The 17001-nt window shown below is 61.8% G+C and carries 16 protein-coding genes and 1 pseudogene; 11 read left to right on the top strand and 6 right to left on the bottom strand.

What is annotated here, in order from left to right:
* Positions 1-382: 382 nt before the first annotated feature.
* From AAGS40_RS15290 to AAGS40_RS15275, 4 genes are all read left to right on the top strand, one after another.
* Positions 383-1021 carry a MarR family winged helix-turn-helix transcriptional regulator gene (locus tag AAGS40_RS15290; RefSeq protein ID WP_345812376.1) on the top strand — a complete coding sequence of 213 codons (639 nt, stop codon included), beginning with the start codon at positions 383-385 and terminating at the stop codon, positions 1019-1021.
* Between the two features lie 144 nt (positions 1022-1165).
* Positions 1166-1885, top strand: coding sequence for a glutamine amidotransferase (locus AAGS40_RS15285; protein ID WP_345812374.1), 720 nt, complete (start codon positions 1166-1168; stop codon positions 1883-1885).
* A gap of 74 nt (positions 1886-1959) precedes the next feature.
* Entirely contained in the window at positions 1960-3072 is a 1113-nt protein-coding gene (locus tag AAGS40_RS15280) for an NADH:flavin oxidoreductase/NADH oxidase (protein ID WP_345812373.1), read from the top strand.
* Between the two features lie 218 nt (positions 3073-3290).
* Complete coding sequence (locus AAGS40_RS15275) at positions 3291-3812, top strand: SET domain-containing protein-lysine N-methyltransferase (protein WP_345812372.1); 522 nt, start codon at positions 3291-3293, stop codon at positions 3810-3812.
* A gap of 64 nt (positions 3813-3876) precedes the next feature.
* Here AAGS40_RS15275 and AAGS40_RS15270 read toward each other — a convergent pair whose 3' ends face one another.
* Positions 3877-5382 carry a sensor histidine kinase N-terminal domain-containing protein gene (locus AAGS40_RS15270; protein WP_345812370.1) on the bottom strand — a complete coding sequence of 502 codons (1506 nt, stop codon included), beginning with the start codon at positions 5380-5382 and terminating at the stop codon, positions 3877-3879.
* A gap of 134 nt (positions 5383-5516) precedes the next feature.
* Positions 5517-6203, bottom strand: coding sequence for a response regulator transcription factor (locus tag AAGS40_RS15265; RefSeq protein WP_013590077.1), 687 nt, complete (start codon positions 6201-6203; stop codon positions 5517-5519).
* A 102-nt stretch (positions 6204-6305) separates the two neighbouring features.
* On the opposite strand from AAGS40_RS15265, the pseudogene AAGS40_RS15260 reads away from it, so the two are divergent.
* Positions 6306-6519 (top strand): annotated as a pseudogene (locus AAGS40_RS15260) (DUF3717 domain-containing protein).
* 128 nt (positions 6520-6647) lie between these two features.
* On the opposite strand, the gene AAGS40_RS15255 reads toward AAGS40_RS15260, so the two are convergent.
* Both AAGS40_RS15255 and phhA read right to left on the bottom strand, forming a co-directional pair.
* Positions 6648-6983, bottom strand: coding sequence for a 4a-hydroxytetrahydrobiopterin dehydratase (locus tag AAGS40_RS15255; RefSeq protein WP_345812364.1), 336 nt, complete (start codon positions 6981-6983; stop codon positions 6648-6650).
* A 54-nt stretch (positions 6984-7037) separates the two neighbouring features.
* A complete protein-coding gene (gene phhA / locus AAGS40_RS15250; RefSeq protein WP_345812363.1) occupies positions 7038-7937 on the bottom strand; it encodes a phenylalanine 4-monooxygenase in 900 nt (299 codons plus the stop codon).
* Between the two features lie 146 nt (positions 7938-8083).
* On the opposite strand from phhA, the gene AAGS40_RS15245 reads away from it, so the two are divergent.
* The gene (locus AAGS40_RS15245; protein ID WP_345812362.1) at positions 8084-8575 is read left to right on the top strand and encodes an Lrp/AsnC family transcriptional regulator; all 492 of its coding nucleotides are present in this window, start codon (positions 8084-8086) and stop codon (positions 8573-8575) included.
* Between the two features lie 44 nt (positions 8576-8619).
* On the opposite strand, the gene AAGS40_RS15240 is transcribed toward AAGS40_RS15245, so the two are convergent.
* Together AAGS40_RS15240 and AAGS40_RS15235 are read right to left on the bottom strand one after the other, a co-directional pair.
* The gene (locus AAGS40_RS15240) at positions 8620-9156 is read right to left on the bottom strand and encodes a class IV adenylate cyclase (RefSeq protein WP_345812361.1); all 537 of its coding nucleotides are present in this window, start codon (positions 9154-9156) and stop codon (positions 8620-8622) included.
* Between the two features lie 252 nt (positions 9157-9408).
* Positions 9409-10308: a LysR family transcriptional regulator gene (locus AAGS40_RS15235; RefSeq protein WP_345812359.1), complete on the bottom strand. Its 900-nt coding sequence runs from the start codon at positions 10306-10308 to the stop codon at positions 9409-9411.
* Positions 10309-10440: 132 nt separating this feature from the next.
* Between AAGS40_RS15235 and AAGS40_RS15230 the strand changes: the two genes are divergently transcribed.
* The 5 genes from AAGS40_RS15230 (at position 10441) to AAGS40_RS15210 (ending at position 16937) form a co-directional block, all read left to right on the top strand.
* Positions 10441-11979 carry a CoA-acylating methylmalonate-semialdehyde dehydrogenase gene (locus tag AAGS40_RS15230; RefSeq protein WP_345814432.1) on the top strand — a complete coding sequence of 513 codons (1539 nt, stop codon included), beginning with the start codon at positions 10441-10443 and terminating at the stop codon, positions 11977-11979.
* 159 nt (positions 11980-12138) lie between these two features.
* Entirely contained in the window at positions 12139-13854 is a 1716-nt protein-coding gene (locus tag AAGS40_RS15225) for a GMC family oxidoreductase N-terminal domain-containing protein (protein ID WP_345812357.1), read from the top strand.
* A 258-nt stretch (positions 13855-14112) separates the two neighbouring features.
* Entirely contained in the window at positions 14113-14889 is a 777-nt protein-coding gene (locus AAGS40_RS15220; RefSeq protein WP_345812355.1) for an ABC transporter ATP-binding protein, read from the top strand.
* On the top strand, positions 14889-15647 hold the full coding sequence (locus tag AAGS40_RS15215) for an ABC transporter ATP-binding protein (RefSeq protein ID WP_345812353.1): 759 nt from the start codon (positions 14889-14891) through the stop codon (positions 15645-15647). The genes AAGS40_RS15220 and AAGS40_RS15215 overlap by 1 nt, the downstream gene beginning before the upstream one ends.
* Positions 15648-15722: 75 nt before the next feature.
* A complete protein-coding gene (locus tag AAGS40_RS15210) occupies positions 15723-16937 on the top strand; it encodes an ABC transporter substrate-binding protein (RefSeq protein ID WP_345812351.1) in 1215 nt (404 codons plus the stop codon).
* The last annotated feature ends 64 nt before the right edge of the window (positions 16938-17001 follow it).

Raw genomic sequence — 17001 nt, 5'->3', positions numbered from 1 at the left:
CAACTGAATAATTCCCTGCAAAGTCAAAGCGCTGCGTAAGCTGTCAGTTGCGTCAATTGGAGCGCTTACAAATCGGCACTGATAGAGTAACTTTGAGTAAGCAGGAGGGGCGCAAAGGTTTTCCGGAATGCGCCGCCTGTCATTCCTTATGTTTTCCCATGGTTATCCACAGCTTGCGTTGAATAAGTTAGCTGTACGATTCGCCGCTCTCGCATAGAATGTCGTTTTCGCCGCTTCTGGTTTTTCCAAGGCGGTAAATTTTTGAGATAGTACAAACCGTCCCGTTCGCAGTGGGACGAGGCCACCCCACACAGGCTACGGATGTCGCTGGAAGCAGTAAGCTGGCGTCGCACCAGAGCTGTAAATAAACCAATCGAATACTATGAGCGAAGGCGTATACGGAGAACAGGCAACCGGGCGAGTGACCCACAGCCTATTGCGATTGAGCACGGCAATGCGGAGCCAGGCTTGGGAATGGGCGGAGGGCGCGGGCCTGACGCCGACTCAAGGCGAAATCCTCGTCCTGCTGATGCAGCGCAAAGGCCCGATGCGTCTTGGCGAAATCGCGCGCGAAACAGCGTTGACCGCCGCGACGACCAGTGACGCAGTCAGCACGCTCGAGACCAAAGGTCTGGTCGAAAAGCGTCGTGCCCTCGACGACGGCCGTGCCCTCGCCGTTCGCCTGACGGCTCGTGGCCGCACGGCAGCCAAGCGCGCCGCGCAGTGGCCGGACTTTCTGGCCAAGGCTGTCGGCACGTTGCGTGACGATGAACAGGCCGTGTTCTACCGTACGCTACTCAAGACCGTCCATCAGCTCGAAGCGCAAGGCACGATTCCGCCGCACCGCATGTGTTTGACGTGCACACATTTCGAGCCGAGCAAGAATCCGAAGAAGACGCCGCACCATTGCGCGCTGCTCGACCTGAACATGCTGGATACGGATCTGCGTCTCGACTGTTCGGTGTACGAAGCCGCTGACGTCACCACCCAGAAAAAGACCTGGAAGATCTTCGCCCAATAATCCGGTGCTTTCAGGCGGGCTGTTTCCGGACAATCCGCTACACTGCCAAGCCGGCTGCGGCGTGCGGCATCTGTTGTTCGCCCGTCACCCGGCCGGCGCCGCCTTGCGGCAAGTCTTTAGTCAACCTGAAGGTGGAACGGGTCGATGAATCGCGAAGTTCTGGCCATTCGCCACGTGCACTTCGAGGATCTGGGCAGTCTTGAGCTGGAGCTCGGTGAACGCGGCCGCCTCGTCCGTTATCTCGACGTGGGCTTTGCGCGAATCGAGGCGCCCGACCCGGTTTCGGCGTCGCTGATGGTCGTGCTGGGCGGTCCGATCAGCGCGGCCGACGACGATCTTTACCCCACGCTAGTGCCGCTTCTTTCGCTGATCGAAAAGCGCATTGCGGCCGGCTTGCCCACGCTGGGCATCTGCCTCGGCGCGCAACTGATCGCGCGCGCGCTCGGCGCACGGGTTTATCCGTCCGGGCGCACCGAGCTGGGCTGGACGCCCCTCACGCTGACTGACGCCGGGCGCGCGTCGCCGCTTCGTCATCTGGACGGGGCGCAGACTTCCATGTTGCATTGGCATGGCGACACGTTCGACCTGCCCGACAACGCCACGCTTCTGGCATCCACACCCGCGTGCGAGAACCAGGCGTTCGCGTGGGGCGATCATGTGCTCGGCCTGCAATGTCATCCGGAGATTCGCGCTGACCGCTTCGAGCCCTGGCTGATCGGCAACGCGGGCGAACTCGTCGCGCATGGTATCGACGCGCGCCGGCTGCGCGCCGAGACCGCACAGTTGGGCCCGACGATGGAAGCGGCCGCGCGCCGGATGTTCGGCGAATGGCTCGATCAGGTGGAAGCGCAGTCGAAGCCCTGACGCCCGCCGCACCTGCAGTAAATCACTCGCGGTGCTATGCTCGTTTGCTGTCGGGCTTTCACTGGGATCCATTCATGAGCGCGCTTTTCTCTCCGCTCACGCTGCGTAGCGTGACGCTCCCCAATCGCATCGTCGTGTCGCCAATGTGTCAGTACTCCGCCGAGCGCGGCGAGGCGACCGCATGGCACATGATTCACCTCGGCAGCCTGGCGTTGTCCGGCGCAGGCATGTTGTGCATTGAGGCAACTTCTGTGGAACCGGACGGGCGGATCACACCGGGCGATCTCGGTTTGTGGGACGACTCGACCGAAGAAGCGCTCGTGCCGGTGCTCGCCGCGATCCGCAAGCATTCGCATATCAAGGTGGCGATGCAGTTGTCGCATGCAGGGCGCAAGGCATCGAGCCATGTGCCGTGGGAAGGCGGTCAGCTGATTCCGGTATCGCAGGGCGGCTGGCTGCCGCATGCACCCTCCGCGTTGCCGCACAAAGCCGGCGAGGAGCCGCCACTGGCGCTCGATACACCCGGACTCAACCGTATTCGCGAAGCCTTCGCTTCATCGGCAAGACGTGCGGCACACCTGGGCATCGACGCGCTCGAAGTTCACGCGGCGCACGGCTATCTGCTGCATCAGTTTCTCTCGCCGCTCGCGAATCAACGCACGGACGACTACGGTGGTTCGCTCGAAAATCGCATGCGTTTTCCGCTGGAGATTTTCGATATCGTGCGCGCCGCGTTTCCCGCCGACAAACCGGTTGGCGTGCGGGTGTCCGCAACCGATTGGGTCGAAGGCGGTTGGGCCCTCGAAGACACGATCGCGTTTGCCCAGGAATTGAAGAAGCGCGGCTGCGACTGGATCGATGTGTCGTCGGGCGGCGTCTCGCCGTTGCAAAAAATCCCGCTTGAGCCGGGCTATCAGATTCCGTTTGCACGCGCGGTCAAACAGGCGACAGGCCTCACGACAATCGGCGTCGGACTGATTACCGATCCGCTGCATGCCGAGCAACTGATCGAAGAGGGCGACGCCGATCTGATCGCGTTGGCGCGCGCGCTGCTGTACAACCCGCGCTGGCCGTGGCATGCCGCCGCGCAACTGGGCGCGACCGTCGAAGCGCCGCCGCAGTACTGGCGCTCGCAACCGCGCGAGCAGAAAGCACTGTTTGGCGACATCTCGTTCGGACAACGTTGAAGCTCGCGGGGTGACCGCCCCGCACACGTCCTGTAGACGGTTGAAGGAAGCCATATTCAGCGTGTAGGATGCCGGTTGTGGCGCGTGTGCGCCGCCGGTCGACGCGGCGCTCCCAAGGCGCCGCGTTTGCTATTCGAGTCGGAAAAAGCAGCGCGTCAGACGCGGGTCATTCTGCCGGCCGCCGGATTTCATCCCAGTACTTCACAAGGATTCATTCAATGAGTTCACGCAGGATCGCCGTGCGTCGTTCGGGTGTGCACGGCAAGGGCGTGTTTGCCGTCGAACCGATCAAGGCCGGTGAGCGGCTGATCGAATACAAGGGCGAGCGGATTTCCTGGAAAGAAGCATTGCGCCGTCATCCGCATAATCCGGCCGAACCGAACCATACCTTCTACTTTGCGCTCGATAGCGGCAAGGTTATCGACGGTAAGGTGAATGGCAACAGCGCGCGGTGGATCAACCATTCTTGCGCGCCGAACTGCGAGGCCGAGGAAATCGACGGCCGCGTGTACGTGCATGCGCTTCGCGATATCGAGCAGGGCGAGGAAGTCTTTTACGACTACGGCCTCGTGATCGACGCTCGTCAAACGAAGAAATTGAAGAAGGAATACGAATGCCGTTGCGGCGCGCGCAAGTGCCGCGGCACGATGCTCGCACCGCCGGAGAAAGCGAAGAGCGCGGCCAAAGCCGGCAAGACGGCGAAGAAGACCAAGGCGCCGTCGAAAAAAGCGAAGAAATGAACGCGCTCGGCTGTCCGGGCCGCTCACACGAATGAGCGCAGGGCGGCGACTGGTGCAACAGCCTCTACAAGTCAATCGGCGCCGAATGCGCCGATTTTTTTGCCAGACGCCGATGCGCTTCATCATCGCGCGAGGTTTGCACGGTTGCGCTCACCACCGGAATACGCACGATGAAACGTGCGCCGCCTTCGGGCGCATCTTCGTAATGCACGCTACCGTGATGCAGCACCATGATGTCGTGGACGATTGCGAGACCGAGGCCCGCGCCGCTATCCACGCCGGCATCACTCTGACCGTCGCCGCGGAAAAACCGTTTGAACAGATCAGGCTGCTGCGGGCTCGGTACACCGGGTCCATTGTCTTCCACGATAATTTCGGCCATGCGCACCTCGTTGTAGACGTTTTGCGAGACCGTAACCGTAATCCGGCCGCCGTCGAAGCGCGACGGCGGCACGTACTTGAGCGCGTTGTCCAATAGATTCGCAATCACCTCGTGCAGCAGCACCGGATTGCCACGCGCCATCAACGCGTATTCGTTCTCCGGATCGTCGAGACGCTGAAAACCCAGGTCGACGTGCGACGCCAACGCGCGCGGCACCCATTCCGCGCCCGTATCGAAAGCCAGCGCCGCCATGTCCACGTTAACAAAGCGCGCGGCCTGCTCGCCCGGTTCGGCGCGCGCGAGCGAAAGCAGTTGATTCGAAAGGCGCACCGCGCGGTCCGCGGCGGCACGCAATTCACGCACGGCGACGAGCGTTTGCTGCGGATCGCGCGCCACGGCAGCCTGCTCGGCATGCAGCTTGACGGCGGTGAGCGGCGTGCGCAGTTGATGCGCGGCATCCGCGATGAATTTGCGCTGGCCGTCGAGCGCGGTTTTCAGCCGGCCGAGCAGCGCGTTGAGCGCACCTGTCAGCGGCCTGATTTCGACGGGCACATAGGTTTCGTCAACCGGTTCGAGCGACGTGTGCGTCTGCCGATTGAGCGAGTCGGCAAGATCGGTCAAAGGATTGAGCTGCTGGTTGACCACCCGCCATACGATGACCCAGCCCGCGAGCAGCAGCAATAGCAGCGGCATCATGATCGCCACCAGAAATTCAGCCGCGATGCGAAACCGGTGGTGCACCGGTTGACCCACTTCCACGACGATCGGATTGCCGGTCGGCTGGTCGACCCGCACCTGGGCGACACGCACGGTCACGCCCTCGTGCTGTGTCTCAAACACATACGCGTAATGCATGCGACGCACGCTGGTGCCCTGCAGCGGCAGATTGTGATCGCCGGCAATTTCGGTATCGCCGTTGCTGATCCGGTAGACGAGATGCTCCACCGGGTCCGAGAACATGGCCTGGGCCAGCGGCGGCACGGCCACTCTGGCGTCCGGGCCGGCAATCTGGATCTGTTTGGAAATCGCGGTGGCGAGATCGGCAAGCGACCGGTCGACCACGTGCTGTGTGTACTGCCACGCAAGCCAGTAGGCGATCAGGCCGCTCATCAGCGCGAGCAGCGAAAGGGGAGCAGCGAGGCGCCGCAGCAGCGTGCGGCGCAAACTATTGGCGGCCGGCTGGGGCATGATCGAACGCGCGGAAAAGGGGCAACGGCGCGAGGCGCCGTGAAAATTCGCCGACGCCGACGAATGGCGCACCGGGTGCGCTGCGCCGGCCCGGCGCCGTCAGGCCGCAAAATGGATCGCGGCCTTCATGACGATTATGCGGCCTGACGGATTTCCTGCAACAGGTAACCGAAGCCGCGCACCGTGACGATCTCGACACGGCAGTTTTCCAGCTTCTTGCGCACGCGATGCACGTAGACTTCGATCGCGGTGTCGCCGAGGTCGCCGCCAAAGTGCGTGAGGTGATCTTGCAGTTGCGCTTTGCTGACCACGCGGCCGTGGCGCAGCAACAGCATTTCAAGCACGGCGAATTCACGCGGCGACAGTTCGAGCGGCTTGTCGTCGTTGAAGATGCGGCGATCGACGCCGGACAGGCGTACACCGCCCAGCGATACTTCCGGACGCGGCATGTCGCCATGCGGACCGCTGCGGCGCATCACTGCGCGGATACGGGCTTCGAGTTCAGTGGGCTCGAACGGCTTCAGCATGTAGTCGTCGGCGCCGGAATTCAGGCCTTGAACGCGGTCGTTCAACTCGTCGCGCGCCGTGAGGATGATCACCGGAGTGTGGCGATTGCTCTGACGGAAACGCGAGAGCAGCGTCATGCCGTCGATACCCGGCAGTCCCAGGTCGAGGATCACCAGCTCGTGGCGGTTTTGCGTGAGGGCCTGTTCGGCAAAGATGCCGTCGTGGACCATGTCGACAGTAAAGCCGGCTTGTTCGAGACTGCTTTGGATGCCGCGTGCGATGGGGCGGTCATCTTCGATCAGAAGGAGTCGCATGGATTTCGCTCAAGTACAAGGGGTTAGGCGTTTGGCAAGCGGTTCGCCGGGGCGCCTGCTGCACAGCGAGCCAAAAGAGCGCTCACGAAGTCAGTAACCGACATCAGGATTCACGAACTGGAAGCCGCGATCAACGTCTGGCGCGCCGCTCGACTTCTGCTGGCGACGAACTCGGCTGTGCAAGGAGGCAAGCGCGCTCTCCAAGCCGTATGCGCTGCTGATTGTACAGCGTCAGTCGTTGCTGACGCCGGATCGTTTCGACCCGAAAGTCAGCCGCGGACGGGATTCTTACGTACGCCTTAAAAATACCCTGTAGAACTGAAGGTTTCAACCTCGCATTGCCTGCAATGCGCTTTCATTCCTGCTTGAATGGTTCACTGCGCGCCGCGTGTCTCGCTTTAATCGTAACTAAATCGTCGCCAAAGAACGCGACGGCCGGTTTTGTTACAGGGTAATACTGTCGATGAACCGGGCGAGTTGGATATCGCGCTCCGTCACACCGTTCGCTTCGTGCGTGGACAGCGTGATATCCACTTTGTTGTACACGTTGAACCATTCCGGATGATGATCCATCTCCTGCGCCTTGATAGCGACGCGCGTCATGAAGCCAAATGCTTCGTTGAAGTCGCCGAACTCGATCCGGCGCTGGATCGCGTCACGGCCGTCCACGCTTTTCCAGCCATTGAGCGCGGCGAGTTGCGCCGCACGTTCCTCGGAAGTCAGTTTGCTGATCATGGATGCCACCTCTTTGTCTGGACGTGCGCACGGGTCAGCGCGCATCGGCTATTTTTTCACGGATGCCTGTGCGCCGCTTTTCACCGGCTTTCTGATGCGTCAGATATCGCCGTCGGCGAGCCAGCCTTCCTGCGAGCCTCGCGTCAGCACATGATCCTCTTGCAGGACGTCGCCGGCATCAAGCGCCGGTTCGGCGACGACTCGCGCAAGGAGGGCCGCGAAGTCCGTTTGCGCAACGCTGAAAAGCTGCGCGAAGTCATCGATCGCGAAGTAGGTTTTCTGGAACGTGTCGATGCGATACCGCGTGCGCATGACGCGCTCCAGATTGAAGCCGAGGCGGTTGGGCGCGGCACTCTGCTGGCTATGCAAGGTCTCGCCTTTGCTCGACACGATGCCGGCTCCATAGATTTTCACGCCGTTCGGACTCGCCTCGTCGCACACCAGTCCAAACTCGACTGTGTACCAATAAAGCCGCGCGAGAAGCGGTAACGCACCGGCGTCATGGGCGGCCAGCGCAGCGCGGCCGTATGCGTGCATGTAATCGGCAAAGACGGAGTTCATCAGGAGCGGTACATGCCCGAACAGGTCGTGAAAGCAATCCGGTTCCTGCAGATAGTCGAGCTGGTCAGGCCGGCGCATCCACCAGGTCACGGGGAAGCGGCGGTTTGCCAGGTGCTCGAAAAAGACCTGATCGGGTACGAGGCCCGGCACCGCGACGATTTGCCAGCCCGTGGCCGGCGTGAGTTCCGTGTTGATTTCGTCGAACGACGGTACGCGGTCTGCCGGCATCCCGATCCGTTCAAGGCCTTCCAGAAACTCATCGCACACGCGCCCCTTGAGCAGTGCCGTCTGACGCGCGTAAAGCTGCCGCCACACCGCATGATCGACCGCGCCATACCGTTCGGTGGGTTGGTCGATCGTGAAATCGGCTCGTGTTTCGAGGCCGGTGTCGAATTGTGCTTTCAGACTGGCGGTGTTCGCGGTGTCGAGGGTGGACATACGTCGGCTCTACAGTAGCTTGCGGGTTTCAGTAAGACAAGCAAGTGTAGAGCGGCATAAGTGCGGAATGGGCGCAAAATAGGCGTTTCGGCGCGACCATATGCAATAATCGAGCATCAAAACACGTTTCGATGCGGATCATCAACATGTTAGAACTCGATCACTTCGATCTCGCGCTGCTGGACGTGCTCCAGCGTTTCGGCCGGGCGACGCACCAGCAGCTTGCGGAGCAGGTGCCGCTGTCGCCGTCCCAGATTGGCAGGCGGTTACAGCGGCTCGAGCAGGTAGGAGTAGTGGACGGCTATCGCGTCGTATTGCGGCCGGAGAAGCTGGGCCTTGGCGTCACTGCCTTTACCAGTCTGAAGTTGAAGCATCACGGCGATTCGATCATCGAGCAGTTCCAGCAGCAGATCGACGTGCTGCCCGAAGTGCTCGAATGCCACGCCGTGGTGGGGGACGCCGATTATTTGCTGCGCATCGTCGCGCCCGATCTGAACTACCTGTCCACTTTCGTGATGAAGAAGCTGATGCGCGTGCCGGGTGTGGATAGCGTTCGCTCGAACATTGTGCTGACAACCTTCAAGCGCAATGGGCCGTTGCCGCTTGGACATCTGTCGCCGGGCGCCGCGCCTGTCTGATTGTGTCGTGGCGCGCGCCGTGCCCGGCCGTACGCGACGCGGCGTTAGCCCGCCCGCTCGGCGTCGCTCTCCAGATTCAGCAGATCGACGTAGGCCACCGCCACGAGGTCGGCTTCCGCCACGCCGAGCTTTTCGAACATCGCGTGCGCTTCGGCGTGACCGCCTTCTTCGTCGTCGTCCTGGGCGAGCAGCACTTCCAGCTCCACGAAGTCGCCCAGGCCGTCCACCCGGTCCAGATGGATGCGGGTGCGTCCGGTCAGATAGACATGCCGCTCTTTCGTGACGATCCCGCGCGTGGTTAGCGCAGTAGCGAGCAGTGAGTGCATGGCTTCGGGGTTGGTCACCGGGCTGCGGGTGTAATACGACGCCTTCGGGCCGTCGCGGTCGTCGCGCTGATAGAAGATCAGTTCGGCCGGCGTGCCGTCGTCGAACTGGCGCAGCTTCAGGCGGCCGCGCGGCACGTCGTAGAAAAAGTCCTGCTGGCGAAAGATGAGCGGTGCTTCCGGCGCGAGCGCGGCTGCGCGTTCGCGCAGTTGCTCGAAATGCTGGGCGCGGGCTTTGATTTCGATGTTGCGTGCCATGTCAGGTTCCTGTCGATGGATGGAATGGTCGGCAGCTTCGGGCGTCGCGCGAGCGAAGTCGCCTGGAAGGCGAGTCAGACGGATCAGAAAAGGGAACGGAGAAGAGGCGGCGGCGCCGCTCGCGCGGGAAACGTCAATCTAACAAGATCTTCGTGACGATGTAGTTTAAATGCTCCCGGCGCGGCCTGAACACAAGTCATGAGCACTGCTCATATCGCTTTGCTGGCTTATGCCGGCGGCTGAACGTCGGCGTTATGTTGCCCACTGGTTATCGATCAGCTTCAGCGCCGCGGCGATGGCCGGCTCTTCCGTGCGCTGCTCAAGCGTAATGAAGCTCAACTGCGTCGGTACGGTGATGCCTTCCACAATCGTCAACGCATGCGCGTGCGCCTCGGCAATCGCGGTGGCGTCGCGCGCAAGTGTGAGGCCCACGCCCGATTTGACCAGATCGAGCATGGACGGCTCCTGATCGACTTCGGCCACCTTCGCGGGTTTGACGCCCGCGTCGCCAAAACAGCGCGTCAGCAACCGGTTGTGCGCCGACGCTGGCGGTGTCCAGATCCACGGCAGCGCGGCCAGCGAGCGCCAGTCGCGCACGTTCTTCACCCGGTCTTTCCAGCCCGCCGGCGCGAGCACACGATACTGGAAATGCGTGAGGGTCACCGCATGGAATGCTGCGGCGTCGCGCGTGTCGTCTTCTGAGGGCACGCCAATGTAGTAGCCGACGTCGAGCTCCCCCGCTCGCACCTGATCCAGCACCCAGCCCGACATGCCATGCCGCAAGGCCGTTTCGACATGCGGCCACGTCTCCACGAGTTGCTTGAGAAAGCCGCCGAGGCGCAAGAATTCCGGATCGAGGATGGTGCCGATCCGCAACCGTCCACGCACTTCCTGCCGCAGCAATTGCGCTGCGCGTTGCACGTCGTTTGCCGCGCCCAGCGCGCGCTCCGCGTGGGGCAGCAGCGCCTGGCCGTCGCGCGTCAGGGTCAGTCCGTGCGACGTTCGCGTGAACAGCGTGACGCCCAACGCTTCCTGCAGATGCTTGATCTGCAGACTGACGGCAGGTTGAGTCAAGTGCAGTTGCACCGCAGCACGCGTGAGGTTGCCTTCACGCGCCACGGTGGCAAAAGCCCGGAGCAGTGTTAGATCCATAGGTGATATTAGCGCCGCTTATAGCGCAGTTGAACATAACTCATTGGATTTGTCCTGCACAACAGCCGTAGTCTTTGTTACATCGCGCCCCATCCGCTGGGCGGAATACCTTCAACCCCGAAGAGGACAATGATGAGCGAGACATACCAGGACGAGATCGTCCGGAGCGAGACAGGCGCGCATGCGCTGACCCACGTTATCAACGGCAAGCCGGTCGAAGGCACCAGCGGCCGTTTCGGCAATGTCTTCAATCCCGCGCTCGGCAGCGTCAGCGCGAAGGTGCCGCTCGCAAGCGTTGCCGAGGTGGACGCGGCCGTCGCCGCCGCGAGGGCGGCCTTTCCCGCCTGGAGCGAAACGGCGCCCATCAAGCGGGCGCGTGTGCTGTTCAGGTTCAAGGAGTTGCTCGACCGTCACCATGACGAACTGGCGGAACTGATCACCCGCGAACACGGCAAGGTGTTGTCGGACGCGAAGGGCGAGGTGATGCGCGGCATCGAGATCGTCGAGTTTGCGTGCGGCATTCCCAATCTGCTGAAGACCGATTTCACCGACCAGATCGGCGGCGGCATCGACAACTGGAATCTGCGTCAGCCGCTCGGCGTGGTCGCGGGCATCACGCCGTTCAATTTCCCGATGATGGTGCCGTGCTGGATGTTCCCGGTGGCGATCGCCTGCGGCAACACGTTCGTGCTGAAGCCGTCGGAGCGCGATCCGTCCTGTTCGAACCGTCTCGCGGAACTGTTGAAGGAAGCCGGTCTGCCAGACGGCGTATTCAACGTCGTGCACGGCGACAAGGTTGCGGTCGACGCTCTGCTCGCGCATCCGGACGCAAGCGCGCTGTCGTTTGTCGGCTCTACGCCGATTGCTGAATACATTTACACGGAAGGCACGCGGCACGGCAAGCGCGTGCAGGCACTCGGCGGTGCGAAGAATCACCTCGTCGTCATGCCGGACGCCGATCTGGATCAGGCCGTCGACGCGCTGATCGGCGCCGCCTACGGCTCGGCGGGTGAACGCTGCATGGCGATTTCGGTGGCGGTGGCGGTCGGGCATATCGCCGACGAGTTGATCGAGCGACTCAAGCCGCGTGTCGAAACCCTGAAGATCCTTAACGGCATGGACTCGGACGCGGAGATGGGACCGCTCGTCACCGGCGCGCACCGCGACAAAGTAACGGGTTATATCGAGGCGGGCGTCGAGGCCGGCGCGAAACTCGTAGTCGATGGACGTGGTCACCAGGTGCCCGGTCACGAGAACGGGTTCTTCCTCGGCGGTACGCTCTTCGACGATGTTTCGACCGACATGAAAATTTACCGCGAAGAGATTTTCGGCCCCGTGTTGTGCGTGGTGCGCGTGCCGGACTTCGCTTCTGCCGTGGAGCTCATCAACTCGAATGAGTTTGCGAACGGCGTTTCGTTGTTTACGTCCGACGGCGGGGTCGCGCGCGCTTTCTCGCGGCAGATCCAGATCGGCATGGTAGGCATCAATGTGCCGATCCCAGTGCCGATGGCGTGGCATTCGTTCGGCGGCTGGAAAAAGTCGCTCTTCGGCGACCACCATGCGTACGGCGAAGAAGGCGTGCGCTTCTACACGCGTTATAAGAGCATCATGCAGCGCTGGCCAGACAGCATTGCGAAGGGCGCGGAATTTACGATGCCGGTCGCCAAGTAGATTGCCTGCTTCCGCTGGCTTGCCTTCGACCCAATTCTTTGACGATGGGTCGAAGGCATGGCGTTCATTGAGACGCCAGCATCATATAAAAAGCATGTCGCATGATCGTGCCGCCATCCGCCGCGCGACCATGCGAAAAAAAGCTTAGGAGACGGAATCATGAGCATGACCGCAAGCGTAGCCCCGACAGGGCGGCAACTGGAAGGCGAGTTCGACTACATCGTTGTCGGCGCGGGCACGGCCGGCTGTGTCCTCGCCAACCGGCTCACGCAGGATCCAGACGTCAAGGTGCTTCTGCTCGAAGCCGGCGGCAAAGACGATTACCACTGGATTCACGTGCCGGTCGGCTACCTGTATTGCATCGGCAACCCGCGCACGGACTGGCTCTACAAAACGCAGGCGGAGCCGGGGCTCAATGGCCGCGCGCTTTCTTATCCGCGCGGACGCGTGCTCGGCGGCAGCTCGTCCATCAACGGCATGATCTACATGCGCGGCCAACGCGAGGATTATGACGAGTGGGCGCGTGTGACGAACGACGCGTCCTGGTCGTGGAACTCGGTTCTCCCTGTGTTCAAACGCAGCGAAGATCACTACGCCGGCGCGAGTGAATCGCATGGTGAAGGCGGTCCATGGCGCGTCGAAAAACAGCGGCTCAAGTGGAAGATTCTCGAAGAGTTCTCGCGCGCGGCGCAGGAAGCCGGCATACCCGCGACCGACGACTTCAACCGCGGCGATAACAGCGGCGTGGGTTACTTCGACGTCAATCAGAGACGCGGCATTCGCTGGAATGCATCAAAAGCATTTTTGCGCCCCGCGCTGCGGCGGCCCAACCTGACGGTCATCACGGGAGCGCACACGCAGCGCGTCGTATTCGAAGGCCGTCGCTGCGTCGGCGTCGAGTATCGCGGCAACGGCACGGACTATCTGGCAACGGCGCGCTGCGAAGTGATCCTCAGTTCCGGCGCCGTGAATTCGCCGCAACTGCTGGAACTCTCCGGCATTGGCAACGGCGCGCGTCTGCAGAACCTCGGCATTCCGGTTGTCGCCGATCTGCGTGGCGTCGGCGAGAATCTGCAGGACCATCTGCAATTGCGCATGGCCTATAAAGTCGATGGCGTGCGCACGCTCAATACGGCTTCCGCCCATTGGTGGGGCAAGCTGATGATCGGCCTGCAATACGTGCTCTTTCAGAGCGGTCCCATGTCGATGTCGCCGTCGCAACTCGGCGCGTTCGCAAAGTCCGATCCGGAGGACCGTTCGCTCACACGGCCCGATCTCGAATATCACGTTCAGCCGCTTTCGCTCGATCGTTTCGGCGAACCGTTGCATCGCTTCAACGCGTTCACGGCGTCGGTGTGCCAGCTGCGGCCCACGTCGCGCGGCAGCATTCATATCGAATCGGCGGATGCATCGGCCGCCCCGTGGATCGCGCCAAACTATCTGTCAACGGATTATGACCGGCACGTAGCCGCCAACGCGCTGCGGCTCACGCGCCGCATTGCCGCATCGCCGGCACTTGCGCGCTATCGGCCGCAGGAAATCCTGCCCGGCATCCAGTATCAGACGGAAGAAGAGTTGCAGCAGGCGGCGGGCGCGGTCGGCACGACGATCTTTCATCCGGTGGGCACATGCCGGATGGGCACGACCGACGATCCAGGCGCAGTCGTCGATAGCCGTCTACGCGTGATCGGTATCGACGGACTGCGTGTGGTCGACGCCTCCATCATGCCCACGATCACCTCGGGCAACACGAATTCGCCGACGCTGATGATCGCGGAGCGCGCGAGCGAGATGATTCGCGCGGACCGGCGCTCGCGCGCGAGCGGCTCGCTCGCGGCGCAATCGAGCGCAGCGTCGTCCATGTCGACTGTGTGACAGCGCGCGTGAGCGGCCGGCGTGTTTCCAGAACACGGCGGCACGCGATGTGTGGCATCCACTAAGTGCAAATCCCAATGATTGCGCTGCATCATTGGCGCGACAATGGCAGCCATGCTGCGTGCCGTGCCAAGGATTACCGTCCGGATTGGTGCAGTACGCCAACGAGCGGCACGGGGTGCCGCCGTCCATAACAAGTCGCGCGGAGGGTCGCGCGGAAGATCGTAATGCTTCGCCTTACTCCGTATGGAAGGGAACATGATTCTCGGCGATACGATTCTCGAAACGCGCGGCCTTACCCGCGAGTTCAAAGGCTTCATCGCCGTGAACGGTGTGAACCTGCGCGTGCGCCGTGGTTCGATCCATGCGTTGATCGGCCCCAATGGCGCGGGCAAAACCACCTGCTTTAACCTGCTCACCAAATTTCTCGAACCGAGTGCAGGTCAGATCGTTTTCAATGGCGTCGACATTACGCGCGAACGCCCGGCGCAAATCGCGCGGCGCGGCATCATCCGGTCGTTTCAGATTTCCGCGGTATTCCCGCATCTGACAGCGCTGCAGAATGTCCGCATCGGTTTGCAGCGCCAGCTCGGCACCGCGTTTCACTTCTGGAAAAGCGAGCGCAGCCTGCGTCAGCTCGACGACCGTGCGATGGATCTGCTCACTCAGGTTGGCTTGACCGATTTCGCTGACGTATTGACCGTCGAGCTTTCGTACGGCCGCAAGCGCGCGCTGGAAATCGCGACAACGCTCGCGATGGAGCCGGAACTCATGCTGCTCGACGAGCCGACGCAAGGCATGGGTCACGAAGACGTCGACCGTGTGACGGCGCTCATCAAGAAGGTATCGAGCGGCCGCACCATCCTGATGGTCGAACACAACATGAATGTGATCGCCGGCATCTCGGACACCATCACGGTGCTGCAACGCGGCGAGGTGCTCGCCGAAGGCAGCTACGCCGATGTGTCGAAGAATCCGCTCGTGATGCAGGCTTACATGGGCAGCGCCGACGCGGCGCTCGCCGGAGCGCACTGATGAATACACTTGCCGAGCGCGAAAACCTCGAAGTGAGCGGTACCGCGTCTCATGCACCGGCGCTCGACATTGCAGGGCTGAAGGCGTGGTACGGAGAGTCCCATATTCTGCACGGCGTCGATCTGACGGTGAATCGCGGCGAAGTGGTCACGCTGCTTGGCCGTAACGGCGCGGGCCGAACTACCACGCTGCGCGCAATCATGGGACTGACCGGCCGGCGCACCGGCTCGATTCGCATTGGCGGACGCGAAACCATCCATCTGCCCACCCATCGCATTGCGCACTGTGGGATCGGCTATTGCCCGGAAGAGCGCGGGATTTTTTCGAGCCTCTCGTGCGAGGAGAATCTGCTGTTGCCGCCGCCTGTCGGCGACAAGGCGCACATGATGTCGCTGGAAGAAATCTATTCGATGTTTCCGAATCTGCAGGAGCGTCGCGCGAGTCAGGGCACACGCCTCTCAGGCGGCGAGCAACAGATGCTGGCCGTTGCGCGCATCCTGCGCACCGGCGCGAGCCTGTTGCTGCTCGACGAGATTTCGGAAGGACTGGCGCCGGTCATCGTGCAGGCGCTTGCGCGCATGATCGTGACGCTGAAGTCGCGCGGCTATACGGTGGTGATGGTCGAACAGAATTTCCGTTTTGCAGCGCCGCTTGCCGATCGCTTTTATGTCATGGAGCACGGCACGATTGTCGAGCACTTCGGGGCAAGTGAACTCGAAAGCAAGATGCCCGTGCTGCACGATCTGTTGGGCGTATAGCCAGACGCCAGGAGAGGGTACGAGCAGCGCCCGATTGCCTCTGATAACCACAAGCGAAGAAACCAGGAGACATGCATGAAAAAGAACTCACTCGCGCGCATTGCCGCACTTTGTTTTGCAGTCGCCGCTGGCGGCGCTGTCACGATGGGCAGCGCGCAGGCAGCGGATGACGCGGTGAAAATTGGTTTCATCACGGATATGTCGGGGCTGTATGCCGACATTGACGGGCAGGGCGGTCTCGAAGCGATCCGCATGGCCGTCGCGGATTTCGGCGGCAAGGTCAACGGCAAGCCGATTACCGTGGTGTACGCGGATCACCAGAACAAGGCGGACATCGCGGCTTCGCGCGCGCGCGAATGGTTCGACCGCGACGGCGTGGACATGCTGATCGGCGGAACGAATTCGGCAACGGGCCTTTCGATGAACACCGTCGCCGGTGAAAAGAAGAAGGTGTATATCAGCATCGGCGCGGGCGCCGACAATCTGACCAACGAACAGTGCACGCCGTACACGATCCACTATGCGTACGACACCACTGCGCTCGCCAAAGGCACCGGCTCGGCCGTGACGAAGCAGGGCGGCAAGACGTGGTACTTCCTGACCGCCGACTACGCGTTCGGCAAGGCGCTGGAAAAGAACACGGCCGACGTGGTGAAGGCGAACGGCGGCCAAGTGCTGGGTTCGGTGCGCCATCCGCTGTCGGCTTCCGATTTTTCGTCGTTCCTGTTGCAGGCGCAGTCGTCGAAAGCGCAGGTGCTGGGACTCGCGAACGCGGGCGGCGACACGATCAACTCGATCAAGGCGGCTAAAGAGTTCGGCATTACCAAGACCATGAAGCTGGCGGCGCTGCTGGTGTTCATCGACGATATTCACAGCCTCGGTCTGGAAACCACCCAGGGTCTGGTGTTGACGGACAGCTGGTACTGGAACAAGGACGCGACCACACGCAAGTGGTCGCAGCGCTATTTCGACAAGATGAAGAAGATGCCGTCAAGCCTGCAGGCCGCGGACTACTCGGCGGCCATGAATTACCTCAAGGCGGTGCAGGCAGTCGGCTCGACCGATTCCGACAAGGTCATGGCGCAACTGAAGAAGACGAAGATCGACGACTTCTACGCAAAGGGCTACATCCGTCAGGACGGCAGCATGATCCACGACATGTATCTGATGCAGGTGAAAACACCGGCTGAATCCAAAGAGCCGTGGGACTACTACAAGATCACCGCGACCATCCCCGGCGAGCAGGCGTTCACAACGAAAGCGGAAACGCGTTGCGCGCTGTGGAAATAAGCGCAGACGAAAGCGTCTAAAGCACGCTCGATGGGGCTGACGGTCGGGGTTGAAAGTCGGGCCC

This window comes from Paraburkholderia sp. PREW-6R (assembly GCF_039621805.1).
GTDB lineage: Bacteria > Pseudomonadota > Gammaproteobacteria > Burkholderiales > Burkholderiaceae > Paraburkholderia.
This window is presented reverse-complemented; position numbering and strand designations above follow the sequence as displayed.